Annotated in this window: 20 protein-coding genes; 13 read left to right on the top strand and 7 right to left on the bottom strand. The window is 65.6% G+C overall.

What is annotated here, in order from left to right; genetic code table 11:
• The first annotated feature begins 66 nt into the window (after window positions 1-66).
• Genes aceB through LWC34_RS33740 form a run of 6 tightly spaced genes read left to right on the top strand, consistent with a single transcriptional unit; the run spans window position 67 to window position 6,824 of the window.
• Window positions 67-1,605: a malate synthase A gene (gene aceB / locus LWC34_RS33765; protein ID WP_233729320.1), complete on the top strand. Its 1,539-nt coding sequence runs from the start codon at window positions 67-69 to the stop codon at window positions 1,603-1,605.
• Complete coding sequence (locus LWC34_RS33760) at window positions 1,605-2,819, top strand: DUF6986 family protein (RefSeq protein WP_233729319.1); 1,215 nt, start codon at window positions 1,605-1,607, stop codon at window positions 2,817-2,819. The genes aceB and LWC34_RS33760 overlap by 1 nt, the downstream gene beginning before the upstream one ends.
• A gap of 27 nt (window positions 2,820-2,846) precedes the next feature.
• Window positions 2,847-3,701 carry an FAD binding domain-containing protein gene (locus LWC34_RS33755; protein ID WP_233729318.1) on the top strand — a complete coding sequence of 285 codons (855 nt, stop codon included), beginning with the start codon at window positions 2,847-2,849 and terminating at the stop codon, window positions 3,699-3,701.
• Window positions 3,701-4,159: a (2Fe-2S)-binding protein gene (locus LWC34_RS33750; RefSeq protein ID WP_233729317.1), complete on the top strand. Its 459-nt coding sequence runs from the start codon at window positions 3,701-3,703 to the stop codon at window positions 4,157-4,159. The genes LWC34_RS33755 and LWC34_RS33750 overlap by 1 nt, the downstream gene beginning before the upstream one ends.
• Window positions 4,156-6,360: a xanthine dehydrogenase family protein molybdopterin-binding subunit gene (locus LWC34_RS33745; RefSeq protein ID WP_233729316.1), complete on the top strand. Its 2,205-nt coding sequence runs from the start codon at window positions 4,156-4,158 to the stop codon at window positions 6,358-6,360. Before LWC34_RS33750 ends, LWC34_RS33745 begins: the two co-directional genes overlap by 4 nt.
• The gene (locus LWC34_RS33740; RefSeq protein ID WP_233729315.1) at window positions 6,360-6,824 is read left to right on the top strand and encodes a nucleoside deaminase; all 465 of its coding nucleotides are present in this window, start codon (window positions 6,360-6,362) and stop codon (window positions 6,822-6,824) included. The genes LWC34_RS33745 and LWC34_RS33740 overlap by 1 nt, the downstream gene beginning before the upstream one ends.
• Before the next feature lie 120 nt (window positions 6,825-6,944).
• Here the strand turns inward: LWC34_RS33740 and pucL are convergent, their stop codons facing one another.
• The 3 genes from pucL to uraD are packed head-to-tail and all read right to left on the bottom strand — an operon-like array spanning window position 6,945 to window position 8,605.
• Entirely contained in the window at window positions 6,945-7,817 is an 873-nt protein-coding gene (gene pucL / locus LWC34_RS33735) for a factor-independent urate hydroxylase (protein ID WP_233729314.1), read from the bottom strand.
• 1 nt (window position 7,818) lies between these two features.
• Window positions 7,819-8,118, bottom strand: coding sequence for a hydroxyisourate hydrolase (uraH, locus tag LWC34_RS33730; protein WP_233729313.1), 300 nt, complete (start codon window positions 8,116-8,118; stop codon window positions 7,819-7,821).
• A gap of 4 nt (window positions 8,119-8,122) precedes the next feature.
• Window positions 8,123-8,605: a 2-oxo-4-hydroxy-4-carboxy-5-ureidoimidazoline decarboxylase gene (gene uraD, locus LWC34_RS33725; protein ID WP_308200179.1), complete on the bottom strand. Its 483-nt coding sequence runs from the start codon at window positions 8,603-8,605 to the stop codon at window positions 8,123-8,125.
• 70 nt (window positions 8,606-8,675) lie between these two features.
• On the opposite strand from uraD, the gene allB reads away from it, so the two are divergent.
• The 4 genes from allB to LWC34_RS33705 all read left to right on the top strand — a co-directional run bounded on the left by allB (window position 8,676) and on the right by LWC34_RS33705 (window position 12,161).
• A complete protein-coding gene (gene allB / locus LWC34_RS33720) occupies window positions 8,676-9,995 on the top strand; it encodes an allantoinase AllB (protein WP_233730927.1) in 1,320 nt (439 codons plus the stop codon).
• Complete coding sequence (gene alc / locus LWC34_RS33715) at window positions 9,992-10,978, top strand: allantoicase (RefSeq protein WP_233729312.1); 987 nt, start codon at window positions 9,992-9,994, stop codon at window positions 10,976-10,978. The genes allB and alc overlap by 4 nt, the downstream gene beginning before the upstream one ends.
• Window positions 10,979-11,103: 125 nt before the next feature.
• The gene (locus LWC34_RS33710) at window positions 11,104-11,889 is read left to right on the top strand and encodes a DUF1206 domain-containing protein (RefSeq protein ID WP_233729311.1); all 786 of its coding nucleotides are present in this window, start codon (window positions 11,104-11,106) and stop codon (window positions 11,887-11,889) included.
• A gap of 53 nt (window positions 11,890-11,942) precedes the next feature.
• Window positions 11,943-12,161: a hypothetical protein gene (locus LWC34_RS33705; RefSeq protein WP_233729310.1), complete on the top strand. Its 219-nt coding sequence runs from the start codon at window positions 11,943-11,945 to the stop codon at window positions 12,159-12,161.
• 41 nt (window positions 12,162-12,202) lie between these two features.
• On the opposite strand, the gene LWC34_RS33700 is transcribed toward LWC34_RS33705, so the two are convergent.
• From LWC34_RS33700 to LWC34_RS33685, 4 genes are read right to left on the bottom strand one after another with little or no spacing between them, the layout of a single operon-like run.
• On the bottom strand, window positions 12,203-12,610 hold the full coding sequence (locus LWC34_RS33700) for a PIN domain-containing protein (protein ID WP_233729309.1): 408 nt from the start codon (window positions 12,608-12,610) through the stop codon (window positions 12,203-12,205).
• Window positions 12,598-12,855 carry a type II toxin-antitoxin system Phd/YefM family antitoxin gene (locus LWC34_RS33695; RefSeq protein ID WP_233730926.1) on the bottom strand — a complete coding sequence of 86 codons (258 nt, stop codon included), beginning with the start codon at window positions 12,853-12,855 and terminating at the stop codon, window positions 12,598-12,600. The genes LWC34_RS33700 and LWC34_RS33695 overlap by 13 nt, the downstream gene beginning before the upstream one ends.
• A gap of 35 nt (window positions 12,856-12,890) precedes the next feature.
• Complete coding sequence (locus LWC34_RS33690; protein WP_233729308.1) at window positions 12,891-13,463, bottom strand: (2Fe-2S)-binding protein; 573 nt, start codon at window positions 13,461-13,463, stop codon at window positions 12,891-12,893.
• Complete coding sequence (locus LWC34_RS33685; protein WP_233729307.1) at window positions 13,460-14,320, bottom strand: putative RNA methyltransferase; 861 nt, start codon at window positions 14,318-14,320, stop codon at window positions 13,460-13,462. The genes LWC34_RS33690 and LWC34_RS33685 overlap by 4 nt, the downstream gene beginning before the upstream one ends.
• A 246-nt stretch (window positions 14,321-14,566) precedes the next feature.
• Here LWC34_RS33685 and LWC34_RS33680 point away from each other — a divergent pair, with 246 nt between their 5' ends.
• From LWC34_RS33680 to LWC34_RS33670, 3 genes are read left to right on the top strand one after another with little or no spacing between them, the layout of a single operon-like run.
• Window positions 14,567-15,880, top strand: coding sequence for an ammonium transporter (locus LWC34_RS33680; RefSeq protein WP_235730426.1), 1,314 nt, complete (start codon window positions 14,567-14,569; stop codon window positions 15,878-15,880).
• A complete protein-coding gene (locus LWC34_RS33675; protein WP_233729305.1) occupies window positions 15,877-16,215 on the top strand; it encodes a P-II family nitrogen regulator in 339 nt (112 codons plus the stop codon). Before LWC34_RS33680 ends, LWC34_RS33675 begins: the two co-directional genes overlap by 4 nt.
• Window positions 16,212-18,575 carry a [protein-PII] uridylyltransferase gene (locus LWC34_RS33670; RefSeq protein ID WP_233729304.1) on the top strand — a complete coding sequence of 788 codons (2,364 nt, stop codon included), beginning with the start codon at window positions 16,212-16,214 and terminating at the stop codon, window positions 18,573-18,575. Before LWC34_RS33675 ends, LWC34_RS33670 begins: the two co-directional genes overlap by 4 nt.
• The last annotated feature ends 473 nt before the right edge of the window (window positions 18,576-19,048 follow it).

Raw genomic sequence — 19,048 nt, 5'->3', positions numbered from 1 at the left:
GGCATACGTTGAAGTTCCGCTATCCAAAAATTATAGTCCGTAACGCAGAAAGAAAGGAGTCATCCCTTGTCCGATTCTGATCGGATCCTGACGCCTGAGGCCCATGCCTTCCTGGCCGGCCTGCACAGCGCGTTCGGTGCCCGACGAGACGAACTGCTGGCCAAGCGGGCTGAACGGCGCGCCGAAGCCGCCCGGACCGGGCGTCTGGACTTCCTCTCCGAGACCGCTGAAATCAGGTCAGCCCAGTGGCGCGTCGCCCCGGCGCCAGCCGACCTGACCGACCGCAGGGTCGAGATCACCGGCCCGACCGAGCGCAAGATGGCGATCAACGCCCTCAACTCCGGCGCCAAGGTCTGGCTTGCCGACCTGGAAGACGCCAACACCCCGCACTGGGACAACGTGGTCGGCGGCCAGGTCAACCTGTACGACGCCGTCCGCGAAACCATCGAGCTGACCACGCCAGAGGGCAAGGAGTACAAGCTCAAGCCGGGCAAGCACGCGACGATCGTGATGCGCCCGCGTGGCTGGCACCTCGACGAACGGCACCTGGAGTTCGACGGCAAACCGGCCGTCGGTGCCCTGGTCGACTTCGGCCTCTACTTCTTCCACAACGCGCAGGAGCTGCTGAACCGCGGCAGCGGGCCGTACTTCTACCTGCCCAAGATGGAAAGCCACCTCGAGGCGCGGCTGTGGAACGACGTGTTCACGCACGCGCAGCGTGAGCTGGGCATCCCGCACGGAACCGTCCGCGCGACCGTGCTGATCGAGACCATCCCGGCCGCGTTCGAGATGGAGGAAATCCTCTACGAGCTGCGTGACCACGCCTCGGGGTTGAACGCCGGCCGCTGGGACTACCTGTTCAGCGTGATCAAGTACTTCCGGGACGCAGGTGCTTCCTTTGTCCTGCCGGACCGCAACTCGGTCACCATGACGGCGCCTTTCATGCGCTCGTACACCGAGCTGCTCGTGCGTACGTGCCACAAGCGGGGCGCGTTCGCGATGGGCGGGATGGCCGCGTTCATCCCGAACCGCCGTGACCCCGAGGTCACCACACAGGCGCTGGCCAAGGTCCGTGACGACAAGAGCCGCGAGGCAGGCGACGGATTCGACGGCTCGTGGGTCGCGCACCCCGACCTCGTCTCGGTGTGCCAGGAGGTCTTCGACGGCGTTTTGGGCTCCGAGCCCAACCAGCTCGGCAAGACCCGCGATGAGGTCTCGGTGACCGCGGACGACCTGTTGAATGTCGCCGCGACTCCGGGTGGTGCTTCTGAGGCTGGGCTTCGCGCGGCGGTTGACGTGGGCGTTCGGTACATCGCGTCCTGGCTGGGCGGCAATGGTGCCGCGGCGATCCACAACCTCATGGAGGACGCCGCGACCGCCGAGATTTCCCGCGCTCAGGTCTGGCAGTGGGTTCGTAACGACGTCGTGCTGGACACCGGCGCGACCGTGACGGCTTCGCTTGTCCGTGACGTCCTCGCCGAGACGCGCAAGGAACTTGACGGGCTGCCGTTCCTCGACGAGGCCGCGGAGCTGTTCGACCAGGTCGCACTGGCCGACGACTTCGTGGACTTCCTGACCCTGCCCGCCTACGAGAAGATCGATTGATGATCCTCGACGGACCCACGATCGCGTCGCTCACCGCTCGTCTGTCTGAAGTGGACAAGCGGCGGGCGGCGCGGTACCCGGGCGGCCGCAGCGGGCGCCAACCGGTGCACACGTGTTACGTGCCCGCTTCCCAGGTCGGGCCGAGCACCCCGCGTGACTGGGGCGAGCAAGCGCTTGCGGCCATGGCGGAACACGGTTTCGACCTGTCCAAGGACCTCGCCAACCGGGTGAAGGCCAAGCTTCGGTCTGAACCGGTCGAGGACCTGCGGATCGACTTCGAGGACGGCTACGGCGCGCCTACGACTGAGGACGACGACGCCCGGTACGCGGCAGGGTGCCTGGTCCGCTGGCACGCCGAAGGGATCGCGCCCTTCTCGTCCGGCATCCGGATCAAGTCGTTCGACACACCTGCGTTGCGGGACCGTGCCATCCGGACGCTGGACATCTTCCTCGAGTCGCTGCACGACCTGCCGCCCGGTTTCGTGATCACGTTCCCCAAGGTCACCGCGACGGAACAGGTCGAGGTGTTCGTCTCGTTGCTGGAGATCCTCGAGCAGCGGCTCGGCTGGCCGACGGGTTCGTTGACCTTCGAGATCCAGGTGGAGACCACCCAGTCCATTGTGGATAGCGAAGGAAAGCTGGCCATTCCGGCGTTTCTCGCGGCCGGTGGGCAACGCGTGGTCGGCCTGCACTACGGCACCTACGACTACACAGCGGCTGTCGGGCTTGGTGCGGCCCAGCAGAACCTCGCGCACCACGCGGCCGATTTCGCGCGGCACGTGATGCAGGTGTCCGCCGCCGGGACTGGTGTGCGGCTGTCCGACGGATCGAGCAACGTGTTGCCCGTTGGCGACACCGCGAAGGTGCTGGCGGCGTGGCGTGTCCACTACGGACTGGTCAGGCGGTCCTTGGAGCACGGTTTCTTCCAGGGATGGGACATGCATCCTGCCCAGCTGGTCTCCCGATATGCCGCTGTGTTCGGCTACTACCGGCAAAGCCTGGACAGTGACGCTCGGCGACTGGCCGCTTACGCGGCGCGCGCCGACAGTGCTGACAGCGACGGAATTCTGGACGAACCGGCCACCGCGCAAGCGCTTTCGGCGTCATTGTTGCGTAGCGTGGACTGTGGCGCGGCGACGGCCGAGGAGATCACCCAGGCGACTGGACTTCACTTGGACGTGCTGCGCGGGTATCACCGGCGGATAACGAGTTAGGGCAAGCTGGGGGCTTGGAGGTGACGCGTGGACTTCCTGCGTCCTGAGAGCCTCAGCGAGGCCTTGCAGATGAAAGCGGCCATGCCGGACGCGGTGCCGATCGCGGGCGGTACGGACGTGATGGTCGAGCTGAACTTCGACCACCGGCGTCCACCCGCCTTGCTCGACCTGACCCGCGTGCCCGAACTGGCCAATTGGTCGCGCGACGGCTCGGTGATCACGATCGGTGCTGCGTTGCCCTATACGCGCTTGATCAACGAGCTTGGGGCCGATTTGCCTGGTCTCGCGATCGCGTCCCGGACCGTGGGGTCGCCGCAGATCCGTAACCGGGGCACGGTCGGCGGCAATCTTGGTGCTGCTTCGCCTGCGGGGGACACGCATCCGGTGTTGCTGGCGTGTTCCGCGGTTGTGGAAGTCGCTTCGGTCCGTGGCGCCCGGTCGATTCCGGTTGATGAATTCTACCTTGGCGTGAAACGCAATGCTTTGGAGCCGGACGAGCTGATCACCGCGATCCGGGTTCCTCGCGCGTCGGGTCCGCAGCAGTTCGCGAAAGTGGGGACGCGCAACGCGATGGTGATCGCGGTGTGTTCGTTCGCCATCAGCCTTTCCGACTCCCGGGTCGGTGCCGCGATCGGCTCGGCCGCGCCGACGCCACGCCGTGTGCGTCAAGCCGAGGAATTCCTTGCCGGAGAGCTCGATTTCGCTCAGCCTCGGCCGTTGCTCGATTCGGTCAAACAACGTTTTGGTGAGCTGGTTTCGGCGGAGGCTTCACCGATCGACGACGTCCGGGGCAGTGCCGCGTACCGGAAACACGCGCTTGCTGTGCTGGCGCGGCGGACGCTTGGCTGGGCGTGGGACGCGTACCGCGAAGGAGAACGGTGATGCGCGTGAACCTCACTGTGAACGGCGAAGCGCGCCAGGTCGACGACGTGTGGCCCGGTGAGTCGCTGCTTTACGTGCTGCGTGAGCGAATGGGGCTGCCCGGTTCCAAGAACGCATGCGAGCAGGGCGAATGCGGCTCGTGCACGGTGTACATGGATGGCACGCCAGTGTGTTCGTGCCTTGTCGCCGCCGGTCAGGCCGAGGGACGTATCGTTACGACCGTCGAAGGGCTCGGGTCTGAAGACGCGCTCGACCGCGTGCAGCAGGCCTTTGTGGACGCTGGCGCTGTCCAATGTGGCTTCTGCACACCAGGTCTGGTGGTTGCCGCGCATGACTTGCTAGCGCGGACTCCGCAGCCGTCCGATCCGGAGATTCGCGAGGCCCTGGCTGGAAACCTCTGTCGCTGTACGGGGTACGAGAAGATCCTGGACGCGGTTCGAATGGCGGCCAAGTCATGACTACGACAGTTGCCACGCAGGGCGGTATCGGCACGAACGCTCAACGGCCCGACGGTGCTTTGAAGACTCGTGGTGAGTTCGCGTACTCCTCGGATCTGTGGCATGAGGACATGTTGTGGGGCGCCACTTTGCGCAGCCCGCATCCGCATGCGCGCATTGTTTCCATTGACCTCACTGAGGCTTTGAAGGTTCCGGGCGTCTACGCGGTGTTGACGCACTCGGACGTACCGGGAACCAATATTTACGGCCTCGAGCACGCTGATCAGCCTGTTCTCGCTGCCGATGTGGTCCGCTACCAGGGTGAGCCCGTGGCTGTGGTTGCCGCGGACCACCCCGAAACCGCGCGCCGGGCGATCAAACGCATCGAGGTTGCCTACGAGGTTCTGCCGCCGGTCGTGAACACTGAGGACGCGGCGCACGGCCGCGCGAAACCGTTGCACCCCAACGGGAACATCGTGCGGCACGTGAAGATCCGGCATGGCGTACAGGACGTCACCGCTGACGTGGTGGTCACCGGCGAATACGAAGTCGGCATGCAGGACCAGGCCTTTCTCGGGCCGGAGTCCGGGCTTGCGGTGCCAGCGGAGGACGGCTCGATCGACCTGTTCATCGCGACCCAGTGGCTGCACGTGGACCAGCGTCAGGTCGCGGTGGCATTGGGGCTGCCGCTGGACAAGGTCCGGCTGACGTTGTCCGGTGTGGGTGGCGCGTTCGGTGGCCGGGAGGACCTGTCGATGCAGGTCCATGCGTGCATGTTGGCGTTGCACACCGGAAAACCAGTGAAAATGGTCTACAACCGCGAGGAATCGTTCTACGGGCACGTCCACCGGCACCCTGCCCGGATGTACTACGAACACGGTGCCACCCGGGACGGGAAACTCGTCTACGTCAAGTGCCGCATCTACCTCGACGGTGGCGCTTATGCCTCCAGCACCGGTGCCGTTGTGGCGAACGCGGCGACTTTGGGCGTGGGTCCGTACGATGTTCCGAGCGCGACCGTGGATTGCTGGGGCGTCTACACCAACAACCCGCCTTGTGGCGCGATGCGTGGTTTCGGTGCTGTGCAAGCGGCTTTCGCTTATGAGTCCCAAATGGACAAACTGGCTGCCGCACTTGGCATTGACCCAGTTGAGGTACGGCTGCGTAACGCGATGAGTGAAGGCAGCGTCATGCCGACCGGACAGCTCGTCGACTCGGCCGCGCCGGTGGCGGAGCTGCTGACATTGGTCCGTGACAAACCGATGCCGCTTAACGGAACTGACCTGACCGACATGCCAGGTGGCGTCTCGAACACCACCCATGGCGAGGGCGTTGTCCGTGGTGTCGGTTACGGAGTCGGCATCAAGAACGTGGGTTTCTCGGACAGCTTCGACGATTATTCGACAGTCCGGGTGCGGTTGTCCGTGATCGGCGGGGAAGCCGTGGCTTCCGTACACACGGCGGCTGTCGAGGTCGGCCAGGGCTTGGTGACGGTCCTTCAGCAGATCACCCGGTCCGAGCTTGGCGTTGACGTGGTGACCATCGAACCAATGGACACATCGATCGGCGACGCTGGCTCAACCTCCGCCTCGCGTCAAACCTATGTCACCGGCGGCGCTTTGCGAGCTGCCTGCGAAGCTGTCCGAACTGCTTTGTACAAGCGCTTCGGGGACACAGACCTGCCGCTAGCGCAAGTGCTTGGCACGGATGTGATTGACGAGGTCGTGGAATGGCGGCACCGCCCGACCTACCGGATCGACGCGGAAACGGGCCAGGGCAACGCCCACGTGCAGTACGCGTTCGCGGCGCACCGGGCCGTTGTCGACGTGGACGTGGAACTCGGCCTGGTCAAGGTCGTGGAGTTGGCGTGCGCGCAGGACGTCGGCAAGGCGATCAACCCGGAAGCCGTTCTCGGTCAAATCCACGGCGGCACAGCGCAAGGCCTCGGGTTGGCGGTGATGGAGGAGATCCAGTTGGCGGACGGGAAAATCCGCAACCCGTCATTCACGGACTATCTGATCCCAACTGTCCTCGACATGCCGCCGATGGTCGTCGACGTTCTCGAACGCCCGGATCCCCATGCGCCGTACGGACTTCGCGGCGTCGGCGAACCGCCGACCATCTCGGCAACCCCGGCCATCGTAGCCGCGATCCGCGCCGCAACCGGCAAGGCGCTGTCCCGCGTGCCCGTCCGGCCAGAACACATCACGGAGACCATGTAATGGAAGAAGAATGGCTGGCCCAGGCGGTCCGTCTGGCCACGGACAACGTCGCCTCCGGCGGTGGCCCATTCGGAGCGATCGTGGTGCGTGACGGCGAAACCATCGCCACAGGTACAAACCAGGTCACACCAACCCTCGACCCGACCGCGCACGCCGAAGTCGTGGCGATCCGCAACGCCTGCAAGGCAATCGGAGACTTCAAGCTCACCGGATGCGTCCTCGTCTCATCGTGCGAGCCGTGCCCATTGTGCCTCTCAGCGTCCCTCTGGGCCCGCCTCGACCGGGTCATTTACGGCGCCGACCGTGACGACGCAGCCAAGGCAGGCTTCGACGACCGAGCGTTCCACGACCTTTTCAACCAACCCCGGGAAACCTGGCCACTACCTGTGTACGCCCTGCGGTCGGAGGAGAACTTCCAACCATTCGCCGCCTGGCTGGCCAAGCCCGACCGCACCGAGTATTAAAAGGCCCCTCGTGAGTGGTTATCAGTGTTAGAACACGGATAACCACTCACGAGGGCTGACCAGCGGCGTCGAGGTTCAGAGGTAGCGGTCGAAGAACCTTTGGACTGCCGTCACCTGGCCCTAGAACTCCGGCAGCGTATACCAGGCCAGGCCTGGATCCTCCGCGTCATCCCGGACCACGCTGCCCTCGATCAGTCCGTACGGCCGGTCGGCGGCGTAAAAGACCTCGTTGTTGTTCTCCAGTCCAAATGGAGACAAATCGACAACGAAGTGGTGCTTGTTCGGCATGGACAGCCGGATCTCGGCCACCTCCGGCCGGGCCTCCATTACCGCCGCACCCATCGCGTACAACGTCTGCTGCAGCGACAAACTGTGTTTCTCCGCAAACGTGGTGACCAGCAGGTCCCGAATGGCTGAGAAGCTCGTAGACCAATCGATCCCGGAACCCTGATAGCGCCACCGAGCCGTCACGGCGGTAGCCAGAATCCGGTCGGTCGTCTCCGGCAAAGTCGTGTACTTGTCCCTCGGGTACCCGTGGAACTCGGAGCCGGTTGTCTTCAACACCACGAGATCCCGCAGACCCGAGACCACCCAGTGCTGGTCTCCGGACACGGTCACAGCCGTCGTGCGTATCTCTGAAGAACCGCGCGAAAAAGCATGAGCGTTGACCCGGTCCCACCCGTGCGAATCGATCAACACGCGGGCGCCGGTGATCTGGTCAAACGACGAAACGAAATGCCGCCCGAGACGCAGCGCGAAGTCCTCGATCTCGCCGACCGGCTGCTCTTTGGCGAAGGCGAACACCGTGTTCTTCTGCGTGTCCGTTGCCACGACGTCACTGTTGTCGCCAGTCAGGTGCGTGGCCGCCAAGTCACCGCGCAGGGACGTACTCACCGTCAGGTCCTGCAGCGAGTGCACGGAACCCGCCCGGCTCACCGTGACCATCCGGACCTCGGCCTTGCCGTACTGGTTCGGCCCCAGGCTGTACGCCAATTCAACTCCCTCGGTAGGTCGAATACGCGAATGGGCTCAGCAGGATCGGCACGTGATAGTGCCCTTCGGTAAACCGGAACTCGATCGTGATCGTCGGGTAGAACGCCTGTGGCCCGTGGTAGGCCGCGATGTCGAACACCAGCCGGTACACCCCAGGCTCCAGCGTGGACGGCCCCAGGGAACGCAGCCGCCCGTCCGAATCCGTAACCCCGGAAGCCACGACACCGTCCGCGGACTCCAGCCGCACAGGAACCCCAGCCGCTGGACGGCCAAGAGCCGCGTCCAAGACGTGGGTTGTCACCGCGCTAGCCAACCAACTGCTCCAAACGGCGAAGGGCGATCTTGGCCAGTTCGCCGTTCACGATCCTCAGCTCGTCCGCCGCCGAGTTGTCCAGACGCTCCTCCAGCACCGCAAGGAGCTCTTCGCCCGACCTTCCCGAAGCGAACACGAGGTAGATATGCCCGAATCGTTCTTCGTACCGTGCGTTCGCCGCCGCTAGGCGCGATCCCAAGGACTGGTCAACGCCGGACTGTTCTTCCTGTGACCAAGCGTCGCCGTTTGCTCGGTCGCCTATTCGGGGATGCGCGGCCATTGCCAGGTGGAGCTCGTCGTTGCTCAACTCGCTTGCCCTGGAGAAGGCCACGGACAGTAATGTCGCACGGTCGGCGAACGGTCGCATGGCGAGCACCTCGTCTGCCCAGCGAGGCACCGCGAGACAATCTCTCAGCATCGGCCGAAGCTCTTCGGCGGGGGCGGAGTTGAATAGGCGCAGGTTGACGGCAGGCACGGGCCCACACTAGCCCGCGATCCTGTTTCACGAAGCGAAAAAGCACGAAGCGGAAAGAGGGTGGCAGGTGCTGGACCTGGTGTTCCGGGCCCGCAGGATGATCACCTCGGCTGGCATCACCGAGGGGACTGTCGGCGTGCGGGATGGGCGCATCGTCGCCGTCGAACCGTTGAACAGTGCCCTTGACGCCGACCGGGTGATCGAGCTCGGCGCGAACCAGGTGTTGCTTCCCGGTCTCGTGGACACCCACGTGCACGTCAACGATCCCGGCCGGACCGAGTGGGAAGGCTTCAAGACCGCCACCCGCGCCGCCGCGGCCGGTGGCATCACGACCATGCTCGACATGCCGCTCAACAGCCTCCCGCCGACCACCGACGTGGACGCGTTGGAAGTCAAGCGCAAGACGGCCGAAGGCCGGTTACACATCGACGTCGGCTTCTGGGGCGGCGCCGTGCCCGGCAACCTCCAGCAGTTGCGGCCCATGCATGAGGCCGGTGTGTTCGGGTTCAAGAGCTTCCTGCTGCACTCCGGCGTCGACGAGTTCGGCCACCTCAGCTTCCCCCAGTTCGAGGCCGCGTTGGGCGTGATGAACCGCTTCAACGGCTTGATGATCGTGCACGCAGAGGACGGGCACTCGATCACCAAGCCGACCGGCCGCAAGTACGCGGACTTCCTGGCGTCCCGCCCGGACGAAGCCGAGAACACCGCGATCGCCAAGGTGATCGAGCTGACCCGCAAGACCGGCGCGCGGGCGCACATCCTGCACCTGGCGTCGGCGAGCGCGCTGCCGATGATCGCCGAGGCCAAAGACGAAGGCCTCGACCTGACCGTCGAGACGTGCCCGCACTACCTCACGTTCGTCGCCGAGGAGATCCAGGACGGCGCGACACAGTTCAAGTGCTGCCCGCCGATCCGCGACGCGGCCAACCGCGAGGCCCTCTGGCAGGGGCTCAGGGACGGCGTCATCGACTTCATCGTCAGCGACCACTCACCCAGCACGGTCGAGCTCAAGCGGCTCGACACCGGCGACTTCGGCGACGCGTGGGGCGGGATCGCCGGCCTGCAGGTCGGCCTGCCCGCGGTGTGGACGCAGGCACGGCGCCGTGGCTTCACGATGTTCGACGTGGCCGAGTGGATGGCCCACCGGCCGGCCGAACTGGCAGGCATGCAGCACAAGGGCCAGATCGCGGCCGGTTACGACGCCGATTTCTGCGTGTTCGCCCCGGATGAAGCATTTGTCGTGCAGGCCGAGCAGCTGTACCACCGCAACCCCGTCACGGCGTATCACGGCATGCCGCTCGCTGGCCGAGTTGTGTCGACGTGGCTACGCGGTATCAAGGTCACCGGTGAGGAGATGCACGGCGACCTGTTGGGCAGGGAGGATGCGTGAGCTTTCAGGACAGTCCTGACCTGGCGAACCGCCGCTTCGGCGGCGCGGTGGTGTGGGCGAACGACGAGCTCTTCGCCGAACGCGAGAACCTGATCAAAGCGAGCGAACCGGTCTTCCAGACCTACACGTTCGGCCACAAAGGACAGATCTACGACGGCTGGGAGACCCGGCGCCGCCGTGAATCGGGCGTTGACCAGGCGATCGTCCGGCTCGGCATGCCCGGCGTGATCAAGGGTCTGGTGATCGACACGGCGTTTTTCACCGGTAACTACCCGCCTTTCGCGTCCGTCGAGGCGTGCGGTGTCGAGGGCTATCCGAGCCCGTCGGAGCTGACCGAGTGGACGACCGTGCTGCCGAAATCGCCGCTCTCAGGCGACACGAAGAACCTGTTCGAGGTCACGGATACCCGCCGCTACACACATGTCCGGTTGACGATCTACCCCGACGGTGGCGTGGCGCGGCTGCGTGTGCACGGCTCGCCTGTCGCCGACCCTCGGCTGCTGAACTTCGACCATCTCGACCTGGCGGCGCTGGAGAATGGCGCGGAAATAGCGGACTGCAGCAACAAGTTCTATTCGTCGCCGAACAATCTCATCGCGCCAGGACCGGCCGCGGTGATGGGCGAGGGCTGGGAAACCGCGCGCCGCAGGGACGACGGCAACGACTGGGTATCGCTTCGCCTCGCGGCCAAGGGAATCATCCGCCTCATTGAGCTGGATACCAGTCATTTCAAGGGAAACGCGCCCGGCTGGGCCACCGTCAGCTGCGCGGACGCTTCTGGTGAGTGGCATGAGCTGCTCAGCCGGGAACGTCTGCAGCCTGACACCCGGCACGTGTTTCGCGTGACCGAGGAGCACGAGGCCACGCAGGCCAGGCTGGATGTTTACCCGGACGGCGGAATGGCGCGCTTGCGGCTGTGGGGTTCGCTGACCGAGGAAGGCCGCGGCCTGTTCGTTTCCCGCTGGCAGGACCGGTTGCCGTGAAGACACCCTCGCGGCGTTAGACGCATGAGGACCGCCCTTGCCGCGTTAGATGCGGTGAGGGATGTCTTCACGGCGTTTGCGCGTTGCCACGACTGTCAATCCCTTGGCGAAGGGAGTTGGTGGTTGTGGTCGACGCTCGTACACACAAGGCAACGCAGGTTCTCGGCCGGTTCGGGATGATCTGTTACGGCGTTGTGCACCTGCTCGTGGCGTGGGTCGCCCTCCAGGTCGTGTTCGGCGAATCCGAGCAGACCGACCAGAAGGGCGCGGTCGGCGAGCTCGCTGAAACACCTGTCGGGCCAGTGCTGTTATGGGCCTTGGCGGTTGGGTTGCTCGCGTACGCCCTCTGGCAGGTCCTGATGATCTTCAGGGGCTACACCTGGGTGGCCGAAGGCAAGCAGCGGTTCCTGCGTAAGTTCGGCGCGGGCTCAAGGGCTTTCGTCGCGGCCGCGATCGGTATCTACACGATCGAGCTGGCCAGTGGGAGCGGTGGCGGTGATTCGAGCAACCAGTCGACGCAGGAGTGGACGGCGAAACTGATGGCCCAGCCGTTCGGCCGGGTCCTGGTCGGGATTCTGGCGTTGATCATTCTGGGTGTCGCGGTCGCGGCGATTCGGCGTGGTGTGAAGAAGAAGTTCCTCGAAGACCTTGACCGCGCACGGCTGCCGAAACCCGCTGAGCCGCTTGGTGTTTTCGGCCACAGCGCCAAAGGCGTGGCGTACGGGATCATCGGGTTCCTGGTGGGCATTGCCGCGATCAACGCGGATCCTGGGCAGGCGCAAGGCTTGGACGGCGCACTGAAGACGTTGCAGGCGCAGACTTTCGGCTCGATCCTGTTGTTCGTTGCCGCGCTTGGGTTCGCCGCGTACGGCGTGTTCTGTTTCGCCGCCGCACGCGCGCACAAGGGCTGAAAGAAAACCACAAGATCGTCTGGATACCGTCCGGCTTCAGGGAGGTATCACAGATGAATAAGATCATCGCGAAGATCAGCCTTGGTCTGCTCGCCGCTGGCGCGGTCGGGTTCGCCGGGGCCAGCTTGCCGGGCAGTGACACGGTCGAGGCCCAGGCGGGTGAGGCCTACAAGACCCTTGTGGACAACTCGATGCACCAGGGCATCGACACCGATGGCGGCGACCGGGCCGAGCTGATCGTGGCAGGCGCCTACAAGAAGCTGGGCAAGTAGTCAGACCGGGCGAGTCACTCGTCCGGCTCGGCGCCGGTTTCTCACACGGGTGTGATGAGGCGTGCTTGGACCTCGGGCAGCTTGTCGAATTCGGCCGAGGCGTCGGTCGTGAGCAGGATCCGTCCGGTTGCTCGGGCAGTAGCGGCGATGATCAGATCATGCGCGCCACGCGGTTGACTGGTCTGCCTCACGTGCACCATGAGCTCAGCATGATGCTGTGCGATTAACGGGTCGTAGTTCTCAATGGGGACCACGGTGAGCACTTCGTCGAGGAATGCCCGTTGAACGGTGCGGCGAGCTTCGTTGTGATCTTGTAGAACGCCGGTCAGGTACTCGGCAACGACCACCGCTGGGATCGAAACGTCGTCCTCGTCGGTGAGGCGAGAGAGGTCAAGTCGGCCCCGCACAGCGTGGACAAGCACACCTGTATCGAGAATCAGTCGCGCCATGGGTCCTTGTCCAGCTCAGCCGACGCTGTTTCCCGGGCGGCGGCGATGTTGTCGGCGAACTCGTCGTCGAAAACGTCGTGAGTACTCCAGCGGCGGACGATGTCACGCAGCGCGCGGCCGTTGGCCCGAGGCGCGGGCACGATAAGCGCGACGCGACGACCGTTCCTGGTCACCACGATCGTCTCGCCGTGTTCCGCCTCGTCGAGTAAAGCCGAGAAGTTGCGGGACGCCTCGGAAGCACTCATCTCTCGCACGTGTTCAGAGTATCAGAATCAGACAATCAGATCGCGCTCAACCGGGCTAGTCGGTCTGCGGGCTTCTGGCGTGGGCAGCTCGTGCACTTGGCCTCGTCCACGGCGGTGTAGATCAAGCAGCACGACACCCGCCGCACGAACTCCCGCCCGTTGACCTCGACATACCGTGGCCGCGGCAACTCCGGCCCGATCATCGCGGCGAAATCAGCGGCCTGAGCCGTCTTGCCCGCCCACAGCAACCGCGTCGCCAAAGAATCGGCCGCGATCGCCCACAGTTGCCGCTCCCGAGCCCCGCTGACGGCGGAAACCGACGAGATCGCGGTGGTCAGCATTTCGTGGGTCCGCGCAGGCAAATCCCCGTCAAAGACCGCCGAACGGGCCTCGCGAACGCGTCCCTCCGGGTCCAGCGCCAACGTCAACGCGCTCAAAGCGGGATCCCGCGACTCCACAACCGCCCCGAACAACACCGAACTCGCCGAATACCACCACAGCACCCCCAAGGCGACACTGTCACCCAAGGGATAACGCCTCGTGGATAAGGAAAGCTGTGCACGCAACCACGACGAGTCCGTGATGGCCGTGCCCGGGACTTCGATCATGGTTCCCTACGGTAGACGGAAACCACGAACGCCGCGGTCACCGTCAAAGTCCGCTGGATCGCCGCCAACGCCTGCGGCGGAACGTGATACGCGTTCGGTCCCATGTGGACAACCCGGTGCACGTCCTCGGGCTCGAGCGTCAGCTCGATCTCGCAGTCGTGCCGTCCCCGCAGCGAGAACTGGGCCTGCAGCGACGAGTCGAGCCTGGTCAGTTTGTCCGCGTCGACCTCGAGCATGTCGACGTACGTCCGCAGCTCCGACAGGTGCGTCGAGTCCGGCGTGACGACCACGAGCGTGCCGTCCGGTCGCAGTACCCGATGGCATTCGATCAGGTTCCGCGGCGCGAAGATGTTCATGATCACATCCGCTGACCCGGTCAGCAGCGGCCACGGCTTCCACAGGTCCCACGCCACCGCGCCGATCCCCGGGTGCGCGCGGGCCGCCTTGCGCAAGGCGGCCGTGGACGTGTCCATTCCGATTCCGGTTGCCGCGTGCGCTCTGGCCAATGTCGCCGCAAGGTAGTAACCCGTACCGGTACCCGCGTCCACCACGAGGGCGTCTCGCCGCAGGTCACGCGCTGCCTCGTGGGCGACCAGCCGGGCCAGCGGGGCGTAGTGGCCTGCCGCGAGGAACTCGTCACGGGCAGCCACCATCTCCTTGGTGTCGCCGACCCCCGCGCCCATCAGGTTCACGTAGCCCTGCCGGGCCAGGTCGAAATTGTGCCCGGTCGTGCAGCGCAGTGCCCGGCCTTCGAGGCTGAAGGGGGACTGGCAGTGCGGGCAGCACAACGCGCCCAGCGCTACCGGTGGGAATCCCACCGGCTGGGCAGCCTTCTCGTCGCTCCTACCTCGGCTCATCGTCCTAAGACGCTATCCAGCGGCGAGCCGGCAGACAAAGCGGGATGTCCGATTGGTAACAATTCGACGTCCACCAGGGAGGAAACGCGCTCGTAACAATGCATGTCGCACAGTTCACAGCGGCGAAACGCGCGGTGCCATCTCAGGAAACACCGCTTATCGATCCTGCCGGAGCAAAAGACAGCACGGGAGGACGATGTGAACGCAGGAGACACAGCCTGGATCCTGGCTAGTGCCGCCCTGGTCATGTTGATGACACCAGGGCTCGCGTTCTTCTACGGCGGCATGGTCCGCTCGAAGAGCGTGCTCAACATGCTCATGATGAACTTCATCGCGCTCGGCGTGGTCGGGGTTCTCTGGGTGCTCTACGGCTACTCGTTGTCCTTCGGCAACGACTCGTTCGGCGGCCTGCTCGGCAACTTCGACCACGTCGGGCTCGAGGGCACGATCGGTGCCGTATCCGGTACCGCGCCCACTCCTGAGGATCCGGCTGGTCACCAGTACCCGGTGCTGGCGTTCGTGATGTTCCAGCTGATGTTCGCGATCATCACCGTCGCCCTGATCTCCGGCGCGATCGCCGACCGGACCAAGTTCTGGGCGTGGACGATCTTCTCGGCGCTGTGGGCGACGATCGTCTACTTCCCGGTGGCGCACTGGGTCTTCGCCTTCTCCTCGTCCGACGGCTCGGTGATCGGCGGCTGGATCGCCAACCAGCTCAAGGCTTTGGACTTCGCCGGTGGTACGGCCGTGCACATCAACGCCGGTGCCGCCGCGCTCGCGCTCGTCTTCGTGCTTGGCAAGCGGACCGGCTGGCCGAAGGACACCGGCCGTCCGCACAACGTGCCGTTCGTGCTGCTTGGCGCGAGCCTGCTGTGGTTCGGCTGGTACGGCTTCAACGCCGGTTCGGCCTTGGGCGCCAACCAGACCGCCGCTGTCGCGTTCACCACGACCACCGTCGCCACCGCCGCCGCGGTCATCGGCTGGCTGCTGGTCGAGCAGTTCAAGTACGGCAAGCCGACCACCCTCGGAGCCGCGTCCGGCGCGGTCGCCGGTCTGGTCGCGATCACCCCGGCAGCCGGTTTCGTCAGCCCGCTCGGCGCGCTGGCCATCGGTGTCATCGCCGGTGTGCTGTGTGCTCTCGCGGTGAGCCTGAAGTTCAAGTTCGGCTTCGACGATTCGCTCGACGTCGTCGGCGTGCACCTGGTCGGTGGCCTGATCGGCACGTTGCTCGTCGGCCTGTTCTCCACCACTTCGGTGAACTCCGCAGGCGCCGACGGCCTGTTCTACGGTGGCGGCCTCGCCCAGCTGGGTAAGCAGGCGGTCGCGGCCGGCGCGGTTCTGGCGTACTCCTTCGTCGTCACCCTTATCCTCGGGTTCCTGATCAAGGTCACCATTGGATTCCGGGCGTCCAAGGAGGACGAGGTCTCCGGTGTCGATGAGGCGCTGCACGCCGAGAGCGCCTACGACTTCGGTGGTTTGGGCGGTGGCGGTGGCCTGAGCAACTCCGTCAAGCCCACTGGCGCACACTCCGCGGCTTCCCTTGAGGAGAGCAAGGCATGAAACTCGTAACCGCGATCATCAAGCCGTTCACCCTTGACGACGTCAAAGCCGCGCTCGAGCAGTTGGGTGTGCTCGGTATGACGGTCAGCGAGGTCCGTGGCTACGGCAGGCAGAAGGGCCACACCGAGGTCTACCGCGGCGCCGAGTACGCGGTCGACTTCGTGCAGAAGGTGCGCATCGAGGTCCTCACCGACGACGCGGCGGTCGACAAGGTGGTCGAAGCCGTCGTCGAGGCGGCGAGGACAGGCAAGATCGGTGACGGCAAGGTCTGGGTCACGCCGGTGGACACCATTGTTCGGGTGCGAACCGGGGAACGTGGTACCGACGCCCTGTGATTACGCCGGGGGAAGCCCCGTCTGCGGCTGATCTCGTCCAGGCCCGCGACCGGTTGCTGCAACCGGTCGCGGGCCAGCGGCGGCTCACGCCAGACGCGCTTCGCGAAGCACTGACCGATCTGCACGAGTTCTGGCTGACCGCGCACGCCGCGCAAGCCGGAATCGGCGCGGACCAGGGGGTCGCGCTGGTCGCGGTCGGCGGACTCGGCAGGAGGGAACTCGTGCCGTACGCCGACCTCGATCTGCTGTTGGTTCATGAAGGCCGGACCGGCGCGGTCGCCGAGCTAGCCGAACAACTGTGGTATCCACTGTGGAATTCCGGGATCGGCCTCGACCACTCGGTCCGTACCGTCGGCGAGGCGCTTGACGTCGCCGCCAACGACCTGCGGACCGCGGTCGGCCTGCTGGACGTCCGGCTCATCGCAGGGGACTCGCAGGTCGCCGAGCGACTCGCCGCGTCCGCCCGCGACAGGTGGCGGGCCAGCGCCCGTAAACGCGCCCCGGCGCTGGCCGAGGACGCGCGGGTGCGCTGGCAACGCAGCGGGGAAGTGGCCCACTGGGTCGAACCGGATCTCAAACACGGCCGTGGCGGCCTGCGGGACATCGGCTTGTTGCGGGCGTTGGCCGCGGCCCAGCTGATCGACCGGCCAAGCGAGGAACTCGAACAGGCACACCGGTTGTTGCTGGACGTGAGGACCGAGTTCCGGCGGATCGTCAAGCGTGCCAACGATGTCCTGCGTGCTCAGGACGCCGACGAGGTGGCCGTCGCGTTGGACAAGGGCGACCGTTTCGACTTGGCCCGCGCGCTTTCCGGCGCTGGCCGGACCGTGGCGTACGCCCTCGATGTCGCCTTGCGCAGTGTCGCTGCCGAAGGACCTCGGCGAGTGCTCAGCAGGCTCAGACGTGGGCCGGAACGTCGACCACTCGACGAAGGCGTTGTGCTGCACGGCAATGAGGTCACGCTGGCTCGTGATGCCGAGCCGACCCGTGATCCGGCGCTGCTGCTCCGGGTGGCCGCGGCAGCCGCGCGTACCGGAAACCAGATCTCGCCCGCGACTCTGCAACAGCTCGCCGAAACGGCGCCGGAACCTCGTTCCCCATGGCCGGTTCAGGCGCGTGACGAACTGATCGCGTTGCTGGGCGCGGGAGAAGGCCTCATCGACGTGATCGAGGCGTTGGACCGCACCGGTTTGTGGGCACGGCTGTTCCCGGAGTGGGGTGCTGTGCGCGACCTTCCTCCACGGGACGCAGCCCACAAATGGACGGTCGACCGGCATCTCGTGCAGACCACGGCACATGCCAGCAGGCTCGTCACCAGGGTCGCCCGGCCGGACCTGTTGCTGCTCGGTGCGCTGCTGCACGACATCGGCAAAGGTAGGCGTGCCGACCACTCCCAAGTCGGCGCGGCACTTGCCAATCAGGTCGGCGAGCGGCTCGGCTTGTCCAAACAGGACGTTGACACGCTGTCCGCGATGGTCATGCATCACTTGTTGCTGCCGGACACCGCGACCCGGCGTGACGTGACCGACGAGGCGACAATCCTGCGGGTCGCCGAAACCCTCGGCGGCGACCCGGTGCTGCTGGATCTGTTGCACGCCTTGGCCGAAGCCGATTCGCTGGCAACCGGTCCCGGCGTGTGGACGGAGTGGAAAGCGGCATTGATCGGCGAACTGGTCACCAACAGCCGCAAAGCGATGGCGGGCGAGCCGATCCCCGGGCCCGACCCGCTCGATTCACCACACCGCGCCCGCGCGGAAGCCGTTGCCGCGTCAGGGAAACATGACGTTGACGTAGAGGCGTCCGGTCGGGTCGTGACCATCACGGTCTTCGCGCCGGACCGTCCAGGCCTGTTGTCCAGGGCTGCGGGCGTGCTCGCGTTGAACTCCCTGGAAGTGCATGCGGCGAGCGTCGACTCGTATGCCGGTATCGCGGTTGACGTGTTCACCGCGTCGCCACGGTTCGGCTCGTTGCCCAACGAGTCTTTGCTGCGTGAGCAGATGGGCCTGGCATTGTCCGGCAAGCTCAAGCTGGCACAACGGCTGGCGGACAAAGAACGTGACTACGGCGGTCAGCCGGAGGACGCGCCCGAACCACGCGTGCTGTGGTTCGACGACGAGGCAGGCAAGGACTACCCGGGCGCGGTCGTGCTCGAACTGCGTGCCGCGGACCGCATCGGGCTGCTGTATCGCATCGCGGAAGCTATCGAACGGTGTGGCGCCGACGTACTGTGGGCTCGCGCGGCTACCCTCGGTGCCACGGCCGTCGACTCGTTCTGCGTCAGGGCGGCCGACGGCGGCGAATTGTCCGGCGCCAGCAGGCAGAAGCTGGCCGAAGCCGTCCGCCTGGCGGCCATTACCTGAACCCAGTTGAGTAGTCCTACCCACCCCTACTCGGGGGCCTTCACGCTGCCGCGACACCCCCGCCTGGCGGCAGGCTGGTCCCTGTCACGAGGAGGCAGGTGCGAGAGGGGACACGGAGCAGGAGGGAGACCGCCCGGACGGGGGCCGGGCGGTGGGCCGTGTACGCGGGTGCTTGCTCGGACCGTGAACCGCCCGGCTGGCCCATCGAGGGGTAGGGCCTACCGGGCGGTTCTCCGCGTTCCCAGGACAGCAGCACGCCCAAGCCCACCGCGTGTCCACCATTCCCGAACACCGTGTCCACCGTTCCGGCACACCGTGTCCACCACTCCGGCACACCGAAATGCACTTTCCGGCACACCGTGTCCACCGTTGCCGCATGCCGTGTCCACCGTTCCGGCACACCGTGTCCACCACTCCGGCACCCTGAAATCTCCGTTCCGGCACCGTGCGATGCCCTCCACACCCCCTCGATC

It is taken from the genome of Kibdelosporangium philippinense, assembly GCF_021390435.2.
Taxonomy (GTDB): domain Bacteria; phylum Actinomycetota; class Actinomycetes; order Mycobacteriales; family Pseudonocardiaceae; genus Kibdelosporangium; species Kibdelosporangium philippinense.
Note: the sequence above shows the minus strand (reverse complement) of the source record. Positions and strands in the feature narration are given on the sequence as shown.

Bases quoted from the DNA above. Each gene is read 5' to 3' on its own strand.
- LWC34_RS33760 (WP_233729319.1), top strand. From the start codon at position 1,605: ATGATCCTCGACGGACCCACGATCGCGTCGCTCACCGCTCGTCTGTCT.
- LWC34_RS33750 (WP_233729317.1), top strand. From the start codon at position 3,701: ATGCGCGTGAACCTCACTGTGAACGGCGAAGCGCGCCAGGTCGACGAC.
- LWC34_RS33745 (WP_233729316.1), top strand. From the start codon at position 4,156: ATGACTACGACAGTTGCCACGCAGGGCGGTATCGGCACGAACGCTCAA.
- LWC34_RS33740 (WP_233729315.1), top strand. From the start codon at position 6,360: ATGGAAGAAGAATGGCTGGCCCAGGCGGTCCGTCTGGCCACGGACAAC.
- LWC34_RS33705 (WP_233729310.1), top strand. From the start codon at position 11,943: ATGAATAAGATCATCGCGAAGATCAGCCTTGGTCTGCTCGCCGCTGGC.
- LWC34_RS33700 (WP_233729309.1), bottom strand. From the start codon at position 12,610: ATGGCGCGACTGATTCTCGATACAGGTGTGCTTGTCCACGCTGTGCGG.
- LWC34_RS33695 (WP_233730926.1), bottom strand. From the start codon at position 12,855: ATGAGTGCTTCCGAGGCGTCCCGCAACTTCTCGGCTTTACTCGACGAG.
- LWC34_RS33690 (WP_233729308.1), bottom strand. From the start codon at position 13,463: ATGATCGAAGTCCCGGGCACGGCCATCACGGACTCGTCGTGGTTGCGT.
- LWC34_RS33685 (WP_233729307.1), bottom strand. From the start codon at position 14,320: ATGAGCCGAGGTAGGAGCGACGAGAAGGCTGCCCAGCCGGTGGGATTC.
- LWC34_RS33680 (WP_235730426.1), top strand. From the start codon at position 14,567: ATGTTGATGACACCAGGGCTCGCGTTCTTCTACGGCGGCATGGTCCGC.
- LWC34_RS33675 (WP_233729305.1), top strand. From the start codon at position 15,877: ATGAAACTCGTAACCGCGATCATCAAGCCGTTCACCCTTGACGACGTC.